The 22,261-nt window shown below is 47.2% G+C and carries 23 protein-coding genes, 5 tRNA genes and 1 other RNA gene; 22 read left to right on the forward strand and 7 right to left on the reverse strand.

Annotated elements, in window-relative coordinates; all coding sequences use genetic code 11:
- From lolA to serS, 4 genes are read left to right on the forward strand one after another with little or no spacing between them, the layout of a single operon-like run.
- A complete protein-coding gene (gene lolA / locus ACLBLI_RS09265; protein WP_414830795.1) occupies positions 1-618 on the forward strand; it encodes an outer membrane lipoprotein chaperone LolA in 618 nt (205 codons plus the stop codon).
- The gene (locus tag ACLBLI_RS09270) at positions 618-1,922 is read left to right on the forward strand and encodes a replication-associated recombination protein A (protein WP_414830796.1); all 1,305 of its coding nucleotides are present in this window, start codon (positions 618-620) and stop codon (positions 1,920-1,922) included. Before lolA ends, ACLBLI_RS09270 begins: the two co-directional genes overlap by 1 nt.
- 4 nt (positions 1,923-1,926) lie before the next feature.
- Positions 1,927-2,310 carry a fluoride efflux transporter CrcB gene (gene crcB / locus ACLBLI_RS09275; RefSeq protein WP_414830797.1) on the forward strand — a complete coding sequence of 128 codons (384 nt, stop codon included), beginning with the start codon at positions 1,927-1,929 and terminating at the stop codon, positions 2,308-2,310.
- 10 nt (positions 2,311-2,320) lie between these two features.
- Positions 2,321-3,616, forward strand: a complete 1,296-nt coding sequence (gene serS, locus ACLBLI_RS09280; RefSeq protein ID WP_414830798.1) for a serine--tRNA ligase — start codon at positions 2,321-2,323, stop codon at positions 3,614-3,616.
- Positions 3,617-3,763: 147 nt separating this feature from the next.
- On the opposite strand, the gene ACLBLI_RS09285 is transcribed toward serS, so the two are convergent.
- From ACLBLI_RS09285 to ACLBLI_RS09305, 5 genes are read right to left on the reverse strand one after another with little or no spacing between them, the layout of a single operon-like run.
- On the reverse strand, positions 3,764-4,111 hold the full coding sequence (locus tag ACLBLI_RS09285) for a TusE/DsrC/DsvC family sulfur relay protein (RefSeq protein WP_414830799.1): 348 nt from the start codon (positions 4,109-4,111) through the stop codon (positions 3,764-3,766).
- Positions 4,111-4,380, reverse strand: coding sequence for a hypothetical protein (locus tag ACLBLI_RS09290; RefSeq protein ID WP_414830800.1), 270 nt, complete (start codon positions 4,378-4,380; stop codon positions 4,111-4,113). The genes ACLBLI_RS09285 and ACLBLI_RS09290 overlap by 1 nt, the downstream gene beginning before the upstream one ends.
- Positions 4,380-4,712 (reverse strand): DsrE family protein, encoded by a 333-nt coding sequence (locus ACLBLI_RS09295; RefSeq protein ID WP_414830801.1) that lies wholly within the window; start codon positions 4,710-4,712, stop codon positions 4,380-4,382. The genes ACLBLI_RS09290 and ACLBLI_RS09295 overlap by 1 nt, the downstream gene beginning before the upstream one ends.
- A gap of 20 nt (positions 4,713-4,732) precedes the next feature.
- Positions 4,733-5,122: a sulfurtransferase complex subunit TusD gene (gene tusD, locus ACLBLI_RS09300; RefSeq protein WP_414830802.1), complete on the reverse strand. Its 390-nt coding sequence runs from the start codon at positions 5,120-5,122 to the stop codon at positions 4,733-4,735.
- Between the two features lie 49 nt (positions 5,123-5,171).
- On the reverse strand, positions 5,172-5,837 hold the full coding sequence (locus tag ACLBLI_RS09305) for a Bax inhibitor-1/YccA family protein (RefSeq protein WP_414830803.1): 666 nt from the start codon (positions 5,835-5,837) through the stop codon (positions 5,172-5,174).
- Between the two features lie 239 nt (positions 5,838-6,076).
- On the opposite strand from ACLBLI_RS09305, the gene ACLBLI_RS09310 reads away from it, so the two are divergent.
- The 7 genes from ACLBLI_RS09310 (at position 6,077) to ACLBLI_RS09340 (ending at position 12,626) form a co-directional block, all read left to right on the forward strand.
- A tRNA-Ser gene (locus tag ACLBLI_RS09310) sits at positions 6,077-6,168 on the forward strand.
- A 466-nt stretch (positions 6,169-6,634) separates the two neighbouring features.
- Positions 6,635-6,726: transfer RNA gene (locus tag ACLBLI_RS09315), tRNA-Ser, on the forward strand.
- A gap of 232 nt (positions 6,727-6,958) precedes the next feature.
- Positions 6,959-7,087, forward strand: a non-coding RNA gene (locus ACLBLI_RS09320) — RtT sRNA.
- A gap of 299 nt (positions 7,088-7,386) precedes the next feature.
- A complete protein-coding gene (locus tag ACLBLI_RS09325) occupies positions 7,387-8,442 on the forward strand; it encodes an acyltransferase family protein (RefSeq protein WP_414830804.1) in 1,056 nt (351 codons plus the stop codon).
- A 192-nt stretch (positions 8,443-8,634) separates the two neighbouring features.
- Complete coding sequence (ovoA, locus tag ACLBLI_RS09330) at positions 8,635-10,737, forward strand: 5-histidylcysteine sulfoxide synthase (protein WP_414830805.1); 2,103 nt, start codon at positions 8,635-8,637, stop codon at positions 10,735-10,737.
- Positions 10,734-11,831 carry a MalY/PatB family protein gene (locus ACLBLI_RS09335; RefSeq protein WP_414830806.1) on the forward strand — a complete coding sequence of 366 codons (1,098 nt, stop codon included), beginning with the start codon at positions 10,734-10,736 and terminating at the stop codon, positions 11,829-11,831. The genes ovoA and ACLBLI_RS09335 overlap by 4 nt, the downstream gene beginning before the upstream one ends.
- 96 nt (positions 11,832-11,927) lie before the next feature.
- Entirely contained in the window at positions 11,928-12,626 is a 699-nt protein-coding gene (locus ACLBLI_RS09340; protein ID WP_414830807.1) for a pirin family protein, read from the forward strand.
- On the opposite strand, the gene ACLBLI_RS09345 is transcribed toward ACLBLI_RS09340, so the two are convergent.
- Positions 12,623-12,856 carry a ChaB family protein gene (locus ACLBLI_RS09345; protein WP_414830808.1) on the reverse strand — a complete coding sequence of 78 codons (234 nt, stop codon included), beginning with the start codon at positions 12,854-12,856 and terminating at the stop codon, positions 12,623-12,625. The genes ACLBLI_RS09340 and ACLBLI_RS09345 overlap by 4 nt on opposite strands.
- 197 nt (positions 12,857-13,053) lie before the next feature.
- On the opposite strand from ACLBLI_RS09345, the gene uvrY reads away from it, so the two are divergent.
- From uvrY to ACLBLI_RS09375, 6 genes are all read left to right on the forward strand, one after another.
- Entirely contained in the window at positions 13,054-13,698 is a 645-nt protein-coding gene (uvrY, locus tag ACLBLI_RS09350; protein WP_414830809.1) for a UvrY/SirA/GacA family response regulator transcription factor, read from the forward strand.
- Between the two features lie 7 nt (positions 13,699-13,705).
- Positions 13,706-15,523: an excinuclease ABC subunit UvrC gene (gene uvrC / locus ACLBLI_RS09355; protein WP_414830810.1), complete on the forward strand. Its 1,818-nt coding sequence runs from the start codon at positions 13,706-13,708 to the stop codon at positions 15,521-15,523.
- Positions 15,524-15,581: 58 nt separating this feature from the next.
- Entirely contained in the window at positions 15,582-16,160 is a 579-nt protein-coding gene (pgsA, locus tag ACLBLI_RS09360) for a CDP-diacylglycerol--glycerol-3-phosphate 3-phosphatidyltransferase (RefSeq protein WP_414830811.1), read from the forward strand.
- A 291-nt stretch (positions 16,161-16,451) separates the two neighbouring features.
- Positions 16,452-16,527 (forward strand) — tRNA-Gly (locus tag ACLBLI_RS09365).
- Positions 16,528-16,633: 106 nt separating this feature from the next.
- A tRNA-Cys gene (locus tag ACLBLI_RS09370) sits at positions 16,634-16,707 on the forward strand.
- Between the two features lie 67 nt (positions 16,708-16,774).
- A tRNA-Leu gene (locus ACLBLI_RS09375) sits at positions 16,775-16,861 on the forward strand.
- Between the two features lie 131 nt (positions 16,862-16,992).
- Here ACLBLI_RS09375 and ACLBLI_RS09380 read toward each other — a convergent pair.
- Entirely contained in the window at positions 16,993-17,880 is an 888-nt protein-coding gene (locus ACLBLI_RS09380) for an AraC family transcriptional regulator (RefSeq protein ID WP_414830812.1), read from the reverse strand.
- 148 nt (positions 17,881-18,028) lie between these two features.
- Here ACLBLI_RS09380 and ACLBLI_RS09385 point away from each other — a divergent pair, with 148 nt between their 5' ends.
- The 5 genes from ACLBLI_RS09385 (at position 18,029) to ACLBLI_RS09405 (ending at position 22,206) form a co-directional block, all read left to right on the forward strand.
- Entirely contained in the window at positions 18,029-18,760 is a 732-nt protein-coding gene (locus ACLBLI_RS09385; RefSeq protein ID WP_414830813.1) for an SDR family oxidoreductase, read from the forward strand.
- A gap of 462 nt (positions 18,761-19,222) precedes the next feature.
- The gene (locus ACLBLI_RS09390) at positions 19,223-19,867 is read left to right on the forward strand and encodes a MarC family protein (RefSeq protein WP_414830814.1); all 645 of its coding nucleotides are present in this window, start codon (positions 19,223-19,225) and stop codon (positions 19,865-19,867) included.
- A gap of 142 nt (positions 19,868-20,009) precedes the next feature.
- The gene (locus ACLBLI_RS09395; RefSeq protein ID WP_414830815.1) at positions 20,010-20,846 is read left to right on the forward strand and encodes a sulfurtransferase; all 837 of its coding nucleotides are present in this window, start codon (positions 20,010-20,012) and stop codon (positions 20,844-20,846) included.
- Complete coding sequence (cobB, locus tag ACLBLI_RS09400; RefSeq protein ID WP_414830816.1) at positions 20,843-21,574, forward strand: Sir2 family NAD+-dependent deacetylase; 732 nt, start codon at positions 20,843-20,845, stop codon at positions 21,572-21,574. Before ACLBLI_RS09395 ends, cobB begins: the two co-directional genes overlap by 4 nt.
- 2 nt (positions 21,575-21,576) lie before the next feature.
- Positions 21,577-22,206 (forward strand): LysE family translocator, encoded by a 630-nt coding sequence (locus ACLBLI_RS09405; RefSeq protein ID WP_414830817.1) that lies wholly within the window; start codon positions 21,577-21,579, stop codon positions 22,204-22,206.
- Positions 22,207-22,261: the final 55 nt, after the last annotated feature.

The raw sequence follows: 22,261 nt of genomic DNA on the forward strand, positions 1-22,261 counted from the left end.
ATGAAAAAAGCATGTTTACTCCTCTTCAGCTCAATGTTGCTGAGTCCGTTGACTGTACAAGCGGAAGAAAATTCGCAGACTGCGCTGAAAAATCTGTTGGCTCAAATGACACATTATTCAGCCAGCTTTCAGCAAACTGTATCTGATGAAGCCGGTGACATTGTCCATGAAGCAACCGGTACGTTAACAATGACGCGTCCTGACAAATTACGCTGGGAAACAGCTTACCCCGATGAAACCTTGTTAATTGCTGATGGTGATGCGGTCTGGAATATTGATACCTTTGTCGAACAGGTAACTATTATCGATCAGACCCAGGCGATTGCCGATAATCCGGTTATTTTGCTTACCAGCAATGATCCGGCCGTCTGGAACGATTTTACCGTCAGCAAAGCTAGTGATGATATCTACACCGTTACGCCTAAAAATGGTGAAGGACAGATTCAGTCCCTGACCATGCGCTTTAATGATGACATCCTGGCTTCACTTGAAATGCTCGACGCGCAGTCACAAACCAGTAACCTGGTATTTTCGTCTATCAATGTTTCTGATGAACCAGACAGCTCCTTATTTACTGTTACCATACCAGACACTTACATGATTGATGATCAGCGATAATGGCGCAAAGCGATCCTTATGCCCCGCTTGCCGCACGCATGCGGCCAACATCCATTGATGAGTATGCTGGACAGCAACATTTACTGGGTCAGGGTAAACCACTGCGTAAGATGCTTGAATCGGGTCACTGCCATTCCATGGTACTGTGGGGGCCGCCCGGGACGGGCAAGACTACCCTCGCAGAGCTGATTGCACACTATACCGATGCGAACGTCATTCGATTATCGGCTGTGACGTCGGGTGTCAAAGAAGTACGTGCTGCAATGGAGAAAGCCGAAGCGGATGCCCGCTATCAGCAACGTACGCTGTTATTTATTGACGAGGTGCATCGCTTTAACAAAAGCCAGCAGGACGCGTTTCTACCCTTTGTGGAATCAGGTGCTGTGACTTTTGTAGGAGCAACGACAGAGAACCCATCCTTCGAGCTTAATAACGCATTGTTAAGCAGAGTGCGTGTTTATGTGCTCCAGGCGCTGGATACCGAAGCATTGAACGGTGTGCTGGAGCGGGCACTGGCCGATTCAGAGCGGGGCTTGGGTGACAAAAGCTTAGCCATTGAAGAGGATGCCAGAGCGGCGTTACTGGATTTGTGTGGTGGTGATGCACGGCGCTTATTAACGTATCTCGAGCTGGCATCGGATTTTACCTCTCAGAATACCGTGACCCTCAGGGATATCGAGCAGGCAGTAGGTGAAAAAGTTGCTGCTTATGACAATAAGGGCGATACGTTTTACGATTTGATTTCTGCGTTTCACAAGTCTGTCAGAGGGTCAGACCCGGATGCTGCGCTATATTGGTATGCCAGGATCCTGAACGGTGGCGGCGATGCGTTATACGTGGCACGAAGGCTACTGGCGATAGTGTCAGAAGATATTGGCAATGCCGACCCACGAGCTATGCAACTTGCACTTAACGCCTGGGATACGTTTCATCGCGTTGGCCCGGCAGAAGGTGAGCGGGCCATTGCGCAGGCTGCGGTATATTGCGCGCTCGCAGCCAAAAGTAATGCTGTCTATAGCGCATTTAGCGCGGCCAAAGCATTGGCAAAGCAAACCGGTGATCTTGGTGTTCCGAACCATTTGCGCAATGCGCCGACGAAATTAATGAAAGAAATGGGGCATGGTGAGGATTATCGCTATGCGCACAACGAACCTAATGCGTTTGCGGCTGGCGAGTGTTATTTTCCGGAATCGCTTGCCGGTACGCGGTTTTATGAACCGAATGAACGTGGACTGGAAAAAGCATTAAAAGCCAAACGCGATTACCTGGACTCGTTAAATCAACAAAGTAGCAGGAAAAGATAGGGATATGTCACAAGGTGTCTTAGTGTATTGCTATATTGCAATTGGAGGAGCAACAGGGGCTTGTCTGCGTTACTTCATCTCCACAGGCATAGATTCGTGGTTTGGAAAACATATCCCCTTTGGTACACTTACGGTTAATGTGCTGGGCTCCTTCAGCCTGGCACTATTGTATGGGTTTATCGAGCGTCATGAATTGGCAGACTCGCCGTACCGGGCGCTGGTTGGCGTTGGTTTGTTAGGTGCCTTTACCACATTTTCAACGTTTTCCATTGAAACGTTAACGCTCTTGGAAAACGGGCTTTGGATTAAGGCCATCGCCAATATTTTTCTGAATGTCAGTGCCTGTTTGCTTGCAGGCTGGCTGGCCATTGAATTAATGAAAGGATAAGAAGAAACACATGTTAGATCCTAAGTGTTTACGTACTGATATTGAGACCACTGCAGAGCGATTGGCTAGCCGTGGTTTTACCCTTGATGTTGACGCTTTCAACCAAATGGAAGAGAAGCGCAAAGCATTGCAGATTAAAACACAGGATCTGCAAAATGAGCGAAACGTACGAAGTAAGTCAATCGGTAAAGCGAAAGCTCAGGGTGAGGACATTGCACCTCTGCTTGCTGAGGTGGGCCAATTAGGTGATCAACTTGACGCCGCTAAATCTGAACTTCAGGTCGTACTTGATGAAATCAGTAGCTTCACACAAGGGATCCCGAATTTACCCGATGCTTCAGTGCCGGCAGGAAGAGACGAAGAGGACAATGTCGAAGTCAGTCGTTGGGGCTCACCGCGTGAGTTTGATTTTGACATTAAAGACCACGTGGATATCGGCGAAGCCCTGAACAAAGGCCTGGACTTTGAAGTGGCCACCAAGCTCACCGGAAGCCGTTTTGTTGTTATGCGAGGGCAAGTGGCTCGTCTTCATCGCGCGCTTGCACAGTTTATGCTGGATGTACAAACCGGTGAAAACGGTTATCAGGAAATGTATGTTCCCTATCTGGTTAATCACGACAGTTTGTTTGGTACCGGGCAATTACCCAAGTTTGGTGAAGACTTGTTTCACACCCAACCCGCTACTGAAGAAGGCCAGGGCTTATCACTGATACCTACCTCTGAGGTCCCGCTGACCAACATTGCCAGAGACGAAATACTGGATGAAAAGATCCTGCCACTGAAAATGACAGCACACACGCCATGTTTTCGCTCTGAGGCGGGCTCGTATGGTCGAGACACCCGCGGACTGATTCGTCAGCATCAGTTTGACAAGGTTGAAATGGTTCAACTGGTAAAGCCCGAGGACAGCTTTGACGCACTGGAGGCGATGACATCTCATGCTGAGAGCATTCTTCAAAAGTTAAATCTGCCTTATCGTAAAATGCTGTTATGTACAGGGGATATGGGCTTTGGAGCGGCAAAAACGTACGACTTGGAAGTGTGGTTGCCAGCGCAAAACACATACAGGGAAATCTCTTCTTGCTCGAATATGCTGGATTTTCAGGCGCGTCGGATGCAGGCCCGATATCGTAATCCTGAGACCAACAAGCCAGAATTACTTCACACTCTAAATGGTTCTGGTCTGGCAGTAGGACGCACGCTGGTTGCGGTTCTGGAAAACTTCCAGCAAACCGATGGCAGTGTAATGATACCCGAAGCGTTGCGGCCCTACATGGGCGGTGTGGACGTGATTACACCTGCATAAAAGCGACGAAGATAATAATTGAGAAAGGAGGCTAAGCGTCTCCTTTTTTGTTGATCACTCACCCGCTTGAAGGTAATTGGAAAATCAAAAGTTCGTCAGCGCCCAGAGCCTGACGCTATGCTGAGCGCTCACAGCCGAACGCGATGATTACAGGCATTTAGCCGGTTTGGGCAATCCGGCCAGCTTCGTTGCCTGTTTTGCCGGGCCCTTTTTAAACAGCCTGTGCAAGTATCTGCTGTTACCTTTCTCCGGTCCGTACTTTGCTGCCATGGCTTTAACCAATGCCCGAATCGCTGGGCTGGTGTCATATTCAAGATAAAATGCTCTGACAAAACGAATCACTTCCCAGTGCGCATCGGTCAGTTCAATATTTTCGGCGTCAGCCAGCACTGGCACCATCGCTTCAGACCATTGTTTATAATCCAGCAGATAGCCGGCTTTATCTGTAGGGATTGTCTGTCCATCAAGTGTAAAGCTGTAATCAGTTTGCGTCATTAAAATGTAGCCCAAGGTAAATCGTTTGCGGCGTTTTCAAGCCACACTGTGAGAGAGCACGGAGTAGCATGCTTTATTAGCGCCACGCTACGTTGTTTGATATCGCTTTCAAGCACAAATAACGTTCTCAGAGACGTGAGCTTATCTGGAGCGGACTGGATCAGATATACGCCTTCTCCCTGCAACAGAAATCGCGCGCTATCTGAGGCACTTAAGAATAACGCCCACATGTTGTCACTGTAATGAGGTTGCGTTAGTACGATATTCATTAAAATCTCACGATGTGATCGCTGTCGCTTAAGATTGTGGCGATAGCCCCCGCATCGCACAGTGTGATGTCGTGGCCAATATCATCTTTTTTCATTTGTCTCTGATGAAGACTGGACTCACAACAATACAGATCTTCAATATCAAAAAAGGGCAGTGATTTAAGTCGTTTCTCATGGCTTTTGGTACCTTCTGGAGGGTGCTGTTCTGAGGCCAGCTGAAACACACCGTCATCCATAAATATCAGCGTAACATCATGACCATAGTTGGTGGCTCCCATGGCAAAATCCAGCGCATCCTGACTGAGAATGCCGCGATAAGGGGGCGTTGTCATGCATATCGAGATCTTGGACATCAGAATTGTACCAGGTAGCGACTTTTGTGGAGTTGCGAGAAAAACTCCCCTAAACCGGTATCGGTGAAAGGGGCTTGTAAATTGTTACCTTCAACCCCTACAGATTCAGCTTCTTGTGCGCTCAGAATCCCTCTTCGGGTTGCCGCGGTGATACATACTACCAGAGGAATTTCCAACTCTTCGTAAAGACGCAGCCATACCTGATAAGGACTGGTTTCATCAGAAGGCGGCGACATCAGACTGTTGGCATGGTAGACACCGTCCTGATAAAAGAATATCTGGTCAACAGTATGCTGCGCCTGCACCAGTGTGCGACAGAAGGCAGCAGCCTGACTGGCGCTGTCAGATGAAAACGGGGATGAGGTTACAAGAATTGAATACGATGCCATATAAACAAAAACACCCCGAACCCGGGGTGTTTTTCCTAAGATTTAGCGATTAGTCGTCGCCGCCAAACGCACCCAGTAGATGCAGAATTGACGTGAACAAGTTGTAGATGCTCAGGTAGAGCGACACTGTAGCGCGGATGTAGTTAGTTTCACCGCCGTGAATGATTCGACTGGTATCATACAAAATAAAACCAGACATGATGAATACAATCGCTGCACTGATTGCCAGGCTTACTGCCGGAACCGCGAAGAAAATATTTGCAATAGCTGCAACAAGCACTACGACCAGACCTACAACCAGAAAACCGCCCATGAAGGAGAAATCTTTCTTAGTTGTTAACGCATATCCTGATAGCGCAAAGAAGACCAGGGCGGTTGCGCCTAAGGCTTCCATGATCAAACCAGGACCAGCTACGCCAAGGTAGAAGTTAAGTGTGTAGCCCAGGGACGCGCCCATAAGACCCGTGAAGAGGAAGACCCAATAGATGCCAGAGGCCGTGTCCGCTTTACGCTGAATGACAAAAAGAGTAATAAACGCGCCGATAGTCATCACCAAAGACATGATAGGCGAAATACCTACTGCCATTGCGATGCCCGCACACACGGCACTAAATGCCAGTGTCATTGCTAACAACATATAGGTATTCCGTAATACCTTATTCGTTTGCAGCACAGACGATTGAGATGCATTAGAATACACCGAACGCTGTTCCATTGTTTCCTCCAACAGGACTGAGTAATTGACCAAAATGGTAAACTATTGTTTAGTGTCTTTGTATGGGTTTTAGTTCCCAATTTCAAGCGGTTTCGATCAAAATAGTGTGTAGTGGAATAAAACTCAGTCAGAAGCGATGAATTAATCGGCTTTTGTTTATTCGGCAAGCACTTAGTACCTGATTTTTGAATTAACACTTTACAGCCATAAAAATTTCATTAAGATACGCAGCACTTCACGGAGAGTTGGCAGAGTCCGGTTGAATGCACCTGACTTGAAATCAGGCGAAGGGTCAAACCTTCCGGGGGTTCGAATCCCTCACTCTCCGCCATATTCAAAAGAACCCGCACATGCTGCGGGTTTTTTATTGCCTAAAGAAAACTACTGAGCCATAACGTGAGGGTGAGAACCCCCGTTGGTTCGACAAACCGGCAGGAAGCCGGTTTGCACGCGCAAGCGCCCGAAGGGTGAGGGGCATGGATGCCCCGAGTGAATCCCAGTTTGTGGATTATTTCCAAATGCCCTTTTTGTTTAACGCTGGTTTGGTATCGAGAGTAACCGCGTGCCAGATATGTGTATGTAGGTCCATAGCAATTTCGGGGCGTTGTGATCAGTGTGAAACTTTAGTTGATGTAAGGCTGCGTTTATTGTCTTTGTTAATCAACGCTACACAATGACTTTTCTTATAAAAAGGTGTGATTGCTATGCATTTTGTTCATCAATTCATCACTTGGGTTCGTTACATCAATTATTACTTTACAGTCTTAAAAAATTCATTAAGATACGCAGCACTTCACGGAGAGTTGGCAGAGTCCGGTTGAATGCACCTGACTTGAAATCAGGCGAAGGGTCAAACCTTCCGGGGGTTCGAATCCCTCACTCTCCGCCATATTCAAAAAGAGCCCGCACATGTTGCGGGTTTTTTATTGCCTGGAGAAAACTACTGGCACATAACGTGAGGGTGAGAACCCCCGCTGGTTCGACAAACCGGCAGGAAGCCGGTTTGCACGCGCAAGCGCCCGAAGGGTGAGGGGCACGGATGCCCCGAGTGAATTCCTCACTCTCCGCCATATTCGAAAGAACCCGCACATGCTGCGGGTTTTTTATTGCCTGGAGAAAACTACTGGCGCATAACGTGAGGGTGAGAACCCCCGTTGGTTCGACAAACCGGCAGGAAGCCGGTTTGCACGCGCAAGCGCCCGAAGGGTGAGGGGCACGGATGCCCCGAGTGAATCCCTCACTCTCCGCCATATTCGAAAGAACCCGCACATGCTGCGGGTTTTTTATTGCCTGAAGAAAAAAGAAAGTTACGTCTTCTGTACAATAATAGATAAGTGGACATGTAAGTTATCTTAATAATAAAGATAAAGAAGAAGTATCAGGCAGCGTTTACTTCAGTAACTGAAGTCGTTTTTGCCTTAATTGCCGCAAAAATCATAGAAAACGACAAAGAGCGTATTAGTGTGCTGTTTGTTATTACTAATTAATTCTTCATAAAACTCATCGCAAGCGTAGTATAAAAAACAACCATTACGGGGCGGGTAAGAATGTGAAATCAGAGCATTCTCAGCTTATCGCTATTCAATATCTACGCGGAATTGCTGCCTTGATGGTGGTGATTCATCATGCTCGAAATCCAAAGCCATGGCTTTTTAACCCGCTGGAACACTATCAGGCGTTTGCGTGGGGAGTTGATATCTTTTTCGTGATAAGTGGTTTTATCATGTACCTGGTCGCCAGAGAAGACAAGCCCGGTGTGTTTATCGAGAAGCGTATTATACGAATCGTTCCGCTTTATTGGGTTACTACGCTTTTTCTGCTTTTTGTAAGTGTACAGTTTAAAATCTGGACAGTAGACATGCAAACCGAGGTTCATGTCATTAAGTCATTGTTTTTCATCCCACATTACAGCCCCACAGTACCAGACAGAATTTGGCCTTTTCTGATCCTAGGGTGGACGCTCAACTACGAAATGTTGTTCTATATTGTTTTTGCGATTGGCCTGTTATGTAAGCAGACCTTTTTGGTTTCGACATTGTCCATAATGTTGTTGGTTACGGCAGGGCTGTGGCTCAACACTGACAGCGCTATTGTCAACGCTTACACACACCCGATAGTTCTTGAATTCGCCTGCGGAATATTAATAGCAAGATTATATCTCACAAATACACTATCACCTCTAATGGGTTTACTCGCCATGACCGGTTTTATCGGGCTGATGAGCTTGCCAGCGCTGGGTCCGACTGAAGATACAGGCTTGGTTATGGCTGGCAGAATCATTTGCAGTGGTATGATCGTACTCGGTGCTGTCAGTATCGGCAATCGGCTGGGGGAAAGTCGTATCCTTCACCAAATAGGTAATGCCAGTTACTCAATTTACCTTACCCATGGCCTTGCTTTAGTCGTCTCAAATGTCGGATGGTCAAAAGTCTCTGTTACCGGTTGGCTTCAGTTTGGTGGCAAAATAGCGATAGCTCTTGTACTCAGCACGCTGACTGGGATTGTCGTCTATCTGTTTGTTGAAAAACCGCTCCTTAACTGGTTAAGAAAGCGCAGCACTTCCATAAAAGGCCGTTTTGCTCACCTGAAAAAGCAGACCTTTTAATCTTACCGCTGACTATTGCGCATTGAATAGAAGAATCAGGCGCTGTTGATGGTGATCTCGCAGCGACTACAAGGTGTAAAAGAGTAAAAATATCGTTTAAAAACACAAGACTTCGTTTTTGCTGGATTATCCTCTTCGGTGACGGTCAAATTGTGATAAGCGAATCCGATAAACTTCCCTCAGGAGTACACAATGTCGCAGCCGCATAGCCCATTGCTTAGGGACGGCACCGTCGATGCTAAACGTCAGGAAATTCTGGACTATTTCCTGGATTCTTTTGACAAGTACGAATCGTTATTCGCAACGTTACGTTCAGATGAAGCGTTTTACCAACGTCCTGAGAAGCTACGTCATCCGCTAATTTTTTACTACGGTCACACTGCAACTTTCTTTATCAATAAACTGATTCTGGCAAAAGTGATCAATGAGCGGATTAACTCGCGTTTTGAATCTTTATTTGCTGTGGGTGTGGACGAGATGAGCTGGGATGATCTTAACGACGCGCACTATGACTGGCCTGCCGTTGATGACGTTCGACAGTATCGTCGTCAGGTGAAGACGCTGATGACTGATCTTATTAAAACCCTGGATTTTTCAATGCCGATAGAGTGGGACAGTCCTATATGGCATGTCATTATGGGCGTTGAACACGAGCGCATTCATCTTGAAACGTCATCCGTACTGATACGACAACTTGATCTTGCCTTTCTTCAGCCAAGCAAACACTGGCCGGCATGTCAGCAAACAGGGCCTGCACCAGAAAATCGTCTGGTCGAAGTCGCAGCGGGAGAAGTAAATCGTAACAAGTCCAGGCAAGCTGATCTTTATGGGTGGGATAACGAATATGGCCAAGAGCAGCAACATATTCCTGCCTTCAAGGCCAGTCAGTACCTGGTCTCCAATAATGAATTTCTGAAATTTGTTGAAGATGGTGGTTATCACGAGCCGAAGTGGTGGCTGGATGAAGGTAACGCATGGCGGGAATATACCGGTGCAACCCACCCGACGTTTTGGCGAAAAACGGACACAGGATATGTTTACCGTACAATGCTAAGTGAGATCCCGCTTCCAAAAGACTGGCCGGTAGATGTGAATTATCATGAAGCAAAGGCGTTTTGTAACTGGATGAGTCATAAAACGGGAAAACAGATACGACTGCCCAGTGAGCTTGAATGGTTGCGTTTGCGAGATGAGAGCGGTGTTAAAGGCCCCAGATACAGTGAGAATGCAAATATCCATCTGAGCGATTGCGCTTCCTCTGTGCCCGTCACGCGTTACCAGCATGGCGCGTTTTTTGATGTAATAGGTAATGTATGGCAATGGACCGAGACGCCCATCTATCCACTAGTAGGCTTTGAAGTACATCCGCTTTATGATGATTTTACCACACCGACTTTTGACAATAAGCATAACCTGATAAAAGGCGGAAGCTGGATTTCTACCGGTAACGAAGCTACCGCTGACAGTCGCTACGCATTCAGACGGCATTTCTTCCAGCATGCCGGATTTCGTTATGTTGAGTCTGAGTACGACGTGAAAGTGTCAGATCCGGATTACGAGAGCGATACCCAGATTTCGCAATATTGCGAATTTCACTATGGGAAAAGCTACTTTGGTGTACCGAATTTTGCCAAGCAATGCGCTGACGTGTGCATTGAATACACGACAGGGCGTCCGCGTACCAAAGCGCTGGATTTGGGCTGCGCTGTTGGCCGTGTTGCGTTTGAACTGTCACGGTATTTTGACCACGTTGACGCACTCGATTTTTCTGCCCGGTTTATTAAAACGGCTAACGCCATGCAGGAAAATAAACAAATTCAGTACACCCTGATTGAAGAGGGTGAACTCACTTCATTCCATTTGCAGCGTCTGGCGGCCCTGGACCTTGACGGGGCTGGTAACAATATCGCGTTTATGCAGGGCGATGCCTGTAACCTCAAGCCGCAATATACCGGGTATGACCTGATATTCATGGGCAATTTACTCGACCGGGTGTACAGTCCTAAAAAGTTATTGGCAACCGTTTCCGAGCGTCTTAACAGTGGCGGTATCCTTGTCGTGACGTCACCTTTTACCTGGCTTACGGATTATACCGAAAGGGAAGAATGGCTGGGAGGCTATAAAGAAGATACCGGCGAAACGCTAACCTCTACTGACGCCCTCGAGCAGCAGTTAAGCCAACACTTTATGCCGCTGACAGACCCATTTGATATCCCCTTCGTAATACGGGAGACAAAACGTAAATTTCAACACAGTATTTCAGAGTGCCGTGTTTTTCAGAAAAAGGAGAAATGATGTTTGTTGATCGAAGAAATACACAGGCAATGAAATACCAGCTAAAAGCCGCACCCGGCAACTGTACGCATGAAGAACCACTGTTTCTGTGGATTGCTGATATGGACATACGGCCTTCAGAAGCTGTTACGCAGGCGGTAAGCGAATTCCTAAACGGTGATACGTTTGGTTACGCTGATGTTGATATCAGTGAGAGCGTCAGAGCGTGGTATCAGCGCCGTGATACAGAACCATCCTCCGAGTGGGTAGTTCCGCTGCATAGTGTTGTCAGCGGCGCCAGCAGCGCAGTGCGGACATTTACCTCCCCGGGCGACAAAGTAATGGTATTCGCCCCTACTTACGGTCCTTTATACAATGCTGTAGTGTCCAGTGAGCGTCGCCCTGTGGTTATTGATTGGGCCAAAGGCAATATTGATGAGAAAAGGTTGGATCCGGAAGCAAAAGTGCTGCTTATCTGCCACCCGAATAATCCCGACGGGATAGTACTGGGCTCAGCCCAACTTACGATGTTAAGTGAGTTTTGTGAGAAACATGACATCCTCATCATTGCTGATGAGGTGCATGCGGACCTCGTATTTGAGGGACCGCAGCTGCCGGCGTGGTTCGATCTTTACAAGAAAAGTATTACGCTAAACAGCGCGTCAAAAGCGTTCAATCTTTCAGCCTTACCAGCGTCCGCTTACGCAATCATTCCCGATGAAAAAATCCGTCAGCGATACCAGAAGGTCATAACCCGAACACACCTTTATTCTGGGCCTGTTGCCAGAGTAGCCCTGAATGCCGCTTACCGCCATGGGCTGGACTGGTTCGTAAGCACCGTATCGTCGCTTGCAGAGAACCGGGAGTTATTGCGAAGTTTGTTTGCACAACTGTTGCCGGAAATCCCGGTAACAATTGGCAATGCGACCTACTTTGCGTGGCTGAATTTGAATAAGTACGGCGATGAAAAACACGTGCAGCAGCGACTTGATGAGGTTGGGGTGGTTCTCAGCCCCGGTAGTGAATTTCAATACCCTGGCTACTTTCGGCTAAACTTTGCAGTGTCACCGGACTTATTACATAAAGCGGTGGATCGTCTGTCACAAGCGTTCTGATAAATAGAATGATAGTGAGCTAAAAAGTAAATTTTGTTTCTCTGAATAGATTATATGATCACCAGTATCAGATAATACAGACAGTGGAGAAACAGCATGGATTACGTTCGGCGTGCCGGAGAGCGGGGTCGTGTAAATATCGGGTGGCTGGACAGCCAGCACTCGTTTTCTTTTGGCCACTATTACGATCCCAAACATATGGGGTTTTCTGTACTTCGTGTGATCAATGATGACGTGGTAAGGCCCGGATATGGTTTTGATGAACATGCACACAGAGACATGGAAATTATCTCTTATGTCGTGTCGGGGGCACTTGCCCACAAAGACAGTACCGGTAACGACTTTAATGTGCCCGCAGGGGATATTCAGCGAATGAGCGCAGGGAAGGGTATTCGTCATTCAGAGTACAACCCGTCACAGAGCTATTCGGTTAACTTCCTGCAGATATGGATCACGCCAGACAAATCAGGCATTGAACCTTCATATGAGCAGAAGACAATTGATGAAAGTACACCGGTGACACCCTTGATAAATCCCACGGGAACCAACGGCGCCTTGTCGATAAATCAGGATGTATCGATTTATAAGTTAACTTTAGCCGCTAATGCATCACACAGACTCACTACGGGTAAGCGATGGGGCTACCTGCACCTGATAAAAGGCACTGTCACCGTGGAGGGTACGCGTTTTGGAGCAGGTGATGCTTTTGGTCTGATGCAGGACAAAGTCGTATCGGTATCTGCTACCGATGACACCGAAGCGCTGTGGTTTGATCTTCCCATCGGCCAGAGTTAGTCATCGTCTTTTACCCAATTGCCGCTATCACTTTTGTGGTAGCGCTGTTTCACTGCTGACCAGGCAACTTTAAAGGCCACTTCCTCTCGAGTATCATCGCCATCTCTGTCTTCAGGCTTAGCATATTCTTCGTAAGCATTATTATATGCAGCAAGGAAAATTTCCTGGGCGTGTTTGGGTAACGCACTGGTTACTGAATCGGGTAAGTCCGAGCGAGATTCGTATGGCAAACCTGTCTCCTTAAGAAAGTTAGTTCTGCTACCGTCTACGTCGAAAATCCACAGACTGTTCATATCTCGTACGTTTTACATTAAATTTGGGCTGTAAGTACTTCTATGCTTCACTACGGTATTGCGCGTGGTATTATGAGAAAGCGTATACATTTGTACTCTAATAATGAAAACAAACTATTCAGTGAGCCTTCAACGTGATTAAGATTATCCTGGCAGATGACCATGATTTGGTCAGAACGGGGATCCGCCGTATTCTTGAAGATGTAAAAGATTTCTCTGTTGTTGCGGAGGCCAAAAACGGAGAAGAAGCCGTTCAACATTGCCGTAAAAATGCACCGGACGTGGTATTAATGGATGTAAACATGCCGGGGATTGGTGGCCTTGAGGCAACGAAAAAGATTGTTCGTATGTCTGAAAACACCCGTGTCATTTGTCTTTCCATGCACAAAGAGCATCCGATTCCCTCGCAGGTTATGCAGGTGGGATCTTTTGGTTTTTTAACCAAAGATGCCGAGCCGGAGGAAATGATAAATGCCATCTATAAGGTAGCATCAGGTCAGAAATACCTGCCGTCTGAAATCGCGCATAATATTGCGTTAAGTCGACTCGCGCCGGATAGTGATAATCCGTTCGATAGTCTCTCCAGTCGTGAACTTAATATTGCGATGCGCCTTACCCGCGGTCAAAAAGTACCTGAAATCGCGGATGAACTCAGTATTAACGCGAAAACGGTGAATACCTATCGCTATCGCATGTTTGATAAGCTTGGGGTGACGACAGATGTTGAACTGACACACTTGGCGTTGCGCCATAAACTGATTGATCCGAATCTGTTATAAGGAAAAAATGACCGAGTTCGATTCGTCAGCATTTCTTAAAAACCTGACTCATCAGCCTGGTGTGTATCGCATGTACAACGACCAGGCTGAGGTTATTTATGTAGGAAAGGCGAAGAACCTCAAAAAGCGTGTCGCCAGCTACTTCCGCATGCAAGTTGATAATGCCAAAACGCGCTCACTGGTAAGCCAGATTGCGGACATGGACGTGACGGTTGTTAATAGCGAAACCGAAGCTTTCCTGCTTGAAAACAATTTCATTAAGAAATATAAGCCGCGTTATAACGTATTGCTGCGTGACGACAAGTCTTATCCGTTTATCTTTTTATCAGCCCACGAACATCCACGCCTTTCCTTTCATCGAGGACCGCAAAAGAAAAAAGGGGAGTATTTCGGGCCGTATCCCAGTGCGTGGTCTGTCAGAGAAAGTTTGCGTTCCATGCAACGCATATTTCCTGTCAGGCAATGTGAAGACAGTTATTATCGGGCCCGTAGTCGCCCCTGTCTTCAATACCAGATGCAGCGCTGCAGCGCGCCGTGTGTCGAAGGTTACGTTTCTGATGAAGAATATGCAGAGCAGGTGAATCTGGCCAGGATGTTTCTTAAAGGTAAGAATCAGCAGGTCATTGGCACGTTGGTAGACAAGATGGAAAATGCCAGTGACGCGCTAAACTTCGAGGCTGCTGCTCGGTATCGCGATCAGATAAATGCACTGAGAAAAGTGCAGGAGCGTCAATGGGTATCCGGCACGCAGGACGAAATGGACGTATTTGGCTTTGCCATTCGTGGCAACATGGCGTGTATACAGGTAATGTTTATCCGGGATAATCAGCTTCTGGGAAGTAAGTCTTATTTCCCCAAAGTGCCCAGTACCGCCGATGAGCAGGAAGTCTTCGAATCTTTCTTCCTGCAGTTTTATCTCGCAGGCAATAAAGTTATACCTAAACAAATTGTGCTGTCGCATACTTTTTCAGATGAGCAGGCCATTGCGGATTTGCTTAGCAGTGAAGCTGGTTATCGCGTAAAGTTTTACCGGGGAGCCCGGGAAGAGCGTCGTCGGTATTTGCAACTGGCACAAACCAATGCACAAACGTCTCTTGATGCACAATACAGCCAGCAAAAGTCTGTCCACGCCAGATTCCTGGACCTCGAAAGCGCACTGGAGCGGGATTTACCAATCCAGCGTATGGAATGTTTTGATATCAGCCATACATCAGGTCAGCAGACGGTCGCTTCTTGCGTGGTATTTAATCGCGAAGGCCCGCTGAAAAGTGATTATCGCAGATACAACATTGAAGGGATCACACCAGGTGATGACTATGCCGCGATGGCACAGGCATTAAAACGACGGTATAAAACGGTAGAAGACGTACAAAAAATCCCTGATATCCTGTTTATCGACGGCGGTAAAGGCCAGTTAGCACAAGCGGAAGCGTTTTTTGAAGACTGGCCGGATGATAAAAAGCCATTGCTAATTGGCGTGGCGAAGGGCACCAGCAGAAAGCCTGGGCTTGAAACGTTGATTCTGGCATATTCCCATGAAACACTGCATTTCGAGAGCCACGCTCCTGGGTTGCATTTGATACAGCACATTCGGGATGAATCTCACCGTTTTGCGATAGCTGGCCATCGAAACCGGCGGCAGAAAGTCAAGACGACATCGAGTTTGGAGGCCATTCCCGGAATTGGTGCAAAGCGTCGTCAGTCGTTACTTAAATACATGGGCGGATTACAGGGGCTAAAACGAGCCAGCAAAGACGAAATCGCCAGCGTGCCGGGAATTAGTCCCGAACTCGCTGAAACTATATACGACCATTTGCACCATTAGCCAGAATTCGGCCAACAGGACCAGATGCAAGTACCAGCATTAAAACAGAGAAGTCATCATGTGGACCATTCCTAATATTATTACCATGTTCCGGGTTGTACTCATTCCGGTGTTTGTCATTGTGTATTTTCTAGACTGGAAATGGGCACACGAGGCTGGCGCTTTTATCTTTTGGCTGGCGGCTATTACCGACTGGTTTGACGGGTATCTTGCGAGAAGGCTAAAACAAAGCACCCCGTTCGGCGCGTTTTTGGATCCGGTAGCCGATAAGCTTATTGTCGGCGCGGCGCTGCTAATGATTACGCATAGTTACGCTACGGTGTGGATAACTATTCCTTCCATTTTGTTGTTGGTCAGAGAAATCTATGTCTCTGCGCTTCGCGAATGGATGGGGCAGCGCGGGTTAAGTGCTACAGTAAAAGTGTCTTTTATTGGTAAGGCGAAAACTATGGCGCAAATGCTGGCTTTGATCGGGCTTTTGTCGGGCCTGGAGTACTTTATGGGCTTCCCCATTTATTGGGTAACGCTGGGCTATATCTTATTATATTTCGCGGCGGTGCTGTCGGTGTGGTCAATGATAAGTTACAGTTTAGCGGCATGGCCACACCTGAAACCCTCGGTTTCAGAGAAGCAGTGAATAAGCCTTAGGCAAAGTGGATAAAAATACTGCAAACAGACCGTAAATGCGTGTTTTCGGTGTTTTTTCCCCATTTTACATATTGACAGATCAGGTGGTGCAGGTAGAATGCACCCCACATTTGAGGAAGGGGACTTCTTCAAAACTATTTTATAAGAAAAGCTTTGCTTTCTTTAAAATATGCGGGAATAGCTCAGTTGGTAGAGCATGTACCTCGTCACGAAGTGATTGCCATTTTGGCAAGGTCTTCGGAGGTATTAACTCAACCGATGAGACCGCATACAAAATTAAGCGGGAATAGCTCAGTTGGTAGAGCACGACCTTGCCAAGGTCGGGGTCGCGAGTTCGAATCTCGTTTCCCGCTCCAAATATTAACGTATCGGCATTCAATGTCGGTACGAAGGGGGAAAAATCGCACGAGTCGCGACCGGGTTTCCGGACAGAGATAACTCTCTTTTTTCACTCTACAATTCGGCGGAATGGCAGAATGGCTATGCAGCGGATTGCAAATCCGTGGATCTCGGTTCGACTCCGGGTTCCGCCTCCATCTTCACTGCGAAAGCAGTAATGCAGGGACCAACCTGACACCTAATGCCGACAACGGCATACCCGATGCCCGGGTGGTGAAATTGGTAGACACAAGGGATTTAAAATCCCTCGCTGGTAACAGCGTGCCGGTTCAAGTCCGGCCCCGGGCACCATTTCAAATATTCAATCGACTCCCTTTAATTGTTAGGTTCTACTACGCGATTAATTGGGGATAAGCATTCGTATCGTTATGTTAATAACACTATTGCATCTGCAAAGAGCCATAACTCTGATTCGATAATTTTCAGAGTCTGATACTGGCAATATCACGTGCTGGCGGGTTGCCAAACATCCGCGCATATTCTCGGCTGAACTGAGACGGGCTTTCATAGCCAACCTTGTACGCCGTGCTGGCCGCATCCATTCGTTGCGATATCATTAAGGCACGGGCTTCAACAAGCCGGACAGATTTTTGAAACTGTAATGGGCTCATCTTGGTCACAGCTTTAAAGTGAACATGAAACGACGACACACTCATACCCGCCATTTTCGCTAGCTCATCAATGGCGACTGTTTGATCAAAGTCACGGCGTAGTTTCTGGATCGCGAGAGCAATACGCTGAGTTGGAGTGTCTTGTAGCGAAATTTGCGCAATGTCGTTGCCATAGTTGCTGCGCAGCATACGGTAGTGCATCTCACCGATTACATTCTCGGCTAACACGGGAATATCTTCCGGGGTCTGTAACAGAGAGAGTAAGCGCTGCAGGCTTGCGGCCATTTGCGGGTCTACCTGGCCAATGAACAAACCACTTTTCGCTTTACGTTTTGCAACAGCCAGCTTTTCCATTTTTAGCATCACCTCAGAAAGCAGGCTGGCATTGATGTTAATCTGAACCACAAAATAGGGCTGCTGTTCAGATGCCTCGACTACCGTGCCAATGATGGGTAAGTCTACTGATGCAACCAAGAATTCCATCTTCCCGTAACTTAGCATTTCTTTGCCAAGCATTACGCTTTTGCGACCCTGAATGATAATACACAGGCAAGGCTCATACACAGCGGGCATCTCAAACAAGGGAGCGCTTATTTTGTAGCAGAACACACTGGGAATGGCGGTGCTGTTGAGGCCTTCATCAGGTGCAATATTCTCAACCAGACGTAACAATTGCTGCTCTAACATTGTATCTGACATTCAGTCTCTCGGTATAAGTTGGATAATCAGGCAATCATAGTGCATTTTCAGGTATCCATAAAACTCATTATTCCTTCTAGCATAACTGGTATCGGGGTAGCCCGTATTTAATCTGCAGTATTTTCCGTATCAACGAAGGAGTTTTATAATGACTAGTATTAAATCAAAAGTTGTTCTGATTACCGGCGCCAGCAGTGGTATAGGTGAAACCACTGCGGAAGTATTGGCTAAATCCGGGCATATAGTACTGGTAGCGGCTCGGCGCACTGAACGACTTAACGCACTAACTCAGAGAATTAAGCAAGCTGGCGGCACAGCAAAAGCGTACACACTGGATGTGACATCACAGGATAGTTTTAAAGCGGTGGTGGCCGAAGCCAGTACAGAGTTTGGCCCTGTCGATGTCTTAATTAACAACGCCGGACTTATGCCTTTATCTCCGATGGCAGCACTTAAAGCTGATGAATGGAACAGAATGATTGACGTTAACGTCAAAGGTGTATTGAACGGTATAGAATCTGTACTTGGTGTAATGGAGCAACGTGGAGGTCATATTATTAATATTGCCTCTATTGGTGCTCACCGCGTTTTTCCTACCAGTGCAGTATATTGCGGAACTAAGTTTGCTGTACGCGCAATTTCAGAGGGCCTGCGTATGGAAACGAAAAAGGTAAGGGTTACCACTATCTCGCCGGGCGTTGTTGAAAGTGAGCTTGCGCATACCACCACTGACAGTGAAACTAAGGCCTGGCTGGAGGATTTTCGCCAGCAGGCACTTAAACCTGAGGCCATTGCGAATGCCATTGATTATGCTATTGCGCAACCCGATGATGTGAATGTGGATGAAATGATCATTCAGCCTACACAGTCTGGCAGTTAAGCAAACCCGATAGCAATGGAAGGCCCCGCAGCACCTCGCAGTCGGGGCCTTTTTATCTGGCTATTGTAAGAACCTTATCAGCAGCATTTCAAATACGAACATCATAATTTGCCTGGTCTTTTCAGCCCTGCGACTCTTTGATTGACGAAGTATTGCCCAAGTTCATTGGCGGTGGCGGGGCAGGTGCGCATGCCATTGTGCGGGGGGAAGCAGGCAGTGCGTAATGTCTCATTGGTGATTTTTTAATTTATAGCGGTTGCTACTGCTTCTGGAATACCAGGTAGTAACGAAAATGGCGCGAGACGGGGCGTACAGTTCGTGAGGTTAAATTTTACATGTATTCAGAAAAGCACGAGAGGCTTTGCTGCTGTAACAAACTGTCCAAATCGTAACGCTGTATTTCACTGCCAGCGCTGATTGCATCTGTTAGAATCTGCGCCAAATTTCTGGCCGGATAGTAATATGCAAGAGTTGTTGCCATTTGCATTGTTGTGCTTCACTTCATTTTTTACGCTTATTAACCCATTGGGTGTCATGCCGATTTTTATGACACTGACAGCCGATTTGACGCCGGCTCAGCGCATCAGAACTGCAAGAAAAGCGCTGATTGTGTCTTTCATCACCATCATGCTTTTCGCTATGGGCGGACAACTACTGTTTTCGTTCTTCCATATTTCAGTTAATAGCTTACGAATTGTAGGCGGCATTATCTTCCTGTTAATGGGAATGGATATGCTGCAAGCCAGGTTATCGCGCATCAAAGTGGGTGAAGATGATGTAAAAACGTATGTGGAAGATATCTCTGTGACGCCACTGGCAATACCGATGATCTGTGGTCCGGGCGCATTAACCAACGCCATTGTTTTAATGGACGACGCAGTGTCGATAAACTATGAACTGGTGCTTTTCGGTTCCATTTTTCTGGTGCTGTTTCTGACCTACTGGATCCTGTACTTTGCTGGCGGCTTAATAAAATTACTCGGAGACACCGGTATTAAAGTGATGATGAGATTAATGGGTCTGATAATCATGGTTATCGCAGTAGAGTTCATCGTTGCGGGCATCAAGCCCATCGTATTGGATATAGCAGCGCAGTGGCCTGAATAAATTAACATAAAATTAATGTGTTATCGTCTTCAGGGCATCCAAGTCATGTCTAGAGCAGACTATATTTTTTTTTATAATAACCGTATGATGACGTAAATGGGTTTCACTCGTTCACTCACCTTTTTCCGGTTTGAAGGGCATTATGACAACGCCACTGATAAATGTATCTGAGTTGCGTCAGGCACTGACCAGCAAGCCTGTGGCACTGCTTCGGGTTTTGATGGATGATCCCGTTAGCGGTGAGCCAGACAAGCGGGACGGCGGTGCAATCCCAAATAGCAGAGATTTTGATTTAGACGGTGACGGTAGTGATCATGAGGCGTCGCTCCCCCATACGCTGCCTTCAGTTTCAACGCTGAGTCATTACCTTGGTCAGCTTGGCATTGCCGATAGTACAGCTATCATTGTTTATGATACTCGTGGTATTTACTGCGCCCCCCGCGCATGGTGGGTGCTAAAATCGCTTGGTCATGTGCATGCTCAGATCCTCAATGGCGGCAGCCCGGCTTGGGAGGCTGCTGGTCATGCTCTCAATCCAGAGCCACCATTTGCAGATCAAACCCGGCTTTACGAGCCAAATCCACAGCGTCACTGGTTTGTTGACGCTGATGACGTGCTTCGTGCCTTGAACACCGATATTCAGATCCTCGACGCCCGAAGTCATGCCAGATTTGAAGGCAGAGAGCCAGAACCTCGCGACGGCGTTCGCTCCGGTCATATGCCAGGGGCGAAAAGCTTGCATTATGCGCGTTTACTCACCGATGGCGAATTCAAACCGGTAAGCGAACTGCAAGCTGAGTTTGATAAAGCAGGTATCAATCTAACAAATCCGATTATCTGTACCTGTGGCTCGGGAATTACGGCATGTATTATTGGTGTTGCCGCGTTAATGTGTGGTGCAGCCAATGTCAGTGTTTACGATGGGTCATGGTCCGAGTGGGGTGCTGACTTACGCTATCCTGTAGAGGTAACATCATGAGTGATAAACCACGGGTAGTTGTGTTAACCGGTGCTGGGGTATCTGCAGAGTCTGGCCTGAAAACGTTTCGGGATAACGACGGGCTATGGGAGAAGCACCGAGTGGAGGATGTTGCCACACCGGAAGCGTTTGAGCGTGATCCTCATTTAGTATACCGCTTTTACAACGACAGGCGCATTCAGCTTCAGGAGCCAGAGGTAAAACCTAATGCTGCGCATCTGGCGTTAGCGGAACTGGAGAGAGCGTTAGGAGACAGCTTTTTGTTAGTGACACAAAATGTCGACGACCTCCACGAGCGCGCTGGCAGTAAACGCATCATACACATGCACGGGAAGTTATTGTCTGCTCGATGCTGTAATACTGGCGCCAGCCATCAGTGGTATGAAAAATTCGATGCAAAAACGCCATGCCCCTGCTGTTTACCCGCTTCTCAGCTTCGGCCTGACATTGTGTGGTTTGGTGAGATGCCACTGCAAATGAATGAAATTATTCTCGCGCTTTCAAAAGCGGATGTTTTTATTGCTGTCGGTACCTCTGGTCAGGTGTATCCTGCCGCTGGCTTTGTGCAGGTTGCAACAGATGGTGGCGCGAAAACCGTGGAGCTGAATTTACAACCCAGCGATCGATGCTCGCTATTTGACACCTCTTTTCATGGCCCCGCTTCGACAATCGTTCCCGATTATGTTGCGTCTTTTATTTCTTCTCTGGAGCTGTCTGAGATCAATTAACCATGCTCTACCTTGATGAGTTTATTACCATTGCACTGGTGCATTTGGTGGCAGTGGCAAGTCCCGGCCCTGATTTTGCTATCGTTGTGAGACACAGTGTGGCCTATGGCAGACGCACTGCAATTGTAACCAGTATAGGCATCGGAATGGCTATTTTGCTGCACGTTGCTTATTCATTAGTCGGGTTGAGCGTTGTTATTGCTACAACGCCATGGCTATATAACGTTATCAGCTATCTGGCAGCAGCTTATCTTGTTTATCTTGCTATTGGTGCACTTCGAAGCGGACCGGCTAAAAACCCAGTAACCTCTACTGTAGCGCAGGTGAACGCGGATAAGATGAGCGATAAAAAAGCACTGTGGACTGGCTTTTTAACTAATGGGCTTAACCCAAAGGCGACGTTGTTTTTTTTATCTCTGTTCACTGCCATCATTGATGCATCAACACCGTTCGGCGTAAAACTTGGCTACGGCCTTTATCTTGCCGTGGCAACAGGTTTATGGTTTTGCTTCCTTTCTTATTTGCTCAGTACCAGTAAGGTTGCACAATTACTTGGACAGAAAGGATACTGGCTAGATCGGATAATGGGGGTGTTACTTTTGGGGCTGGCGGCAAAACTGGTTTGGGTTTAGTGGGGTTTAATACTGTAATACGTTATAATCCATGCGAATTTTACTATCGAAGAGA

The organism is Alteromonas sp. H39 (assembly GCF_047556435.1).
Taxonomy (GTDB): Bacteria; Pseudomonadota; Gammaproteobacteria; order Enterobacterales; family Alteromonadaceae; genus Alteromonas.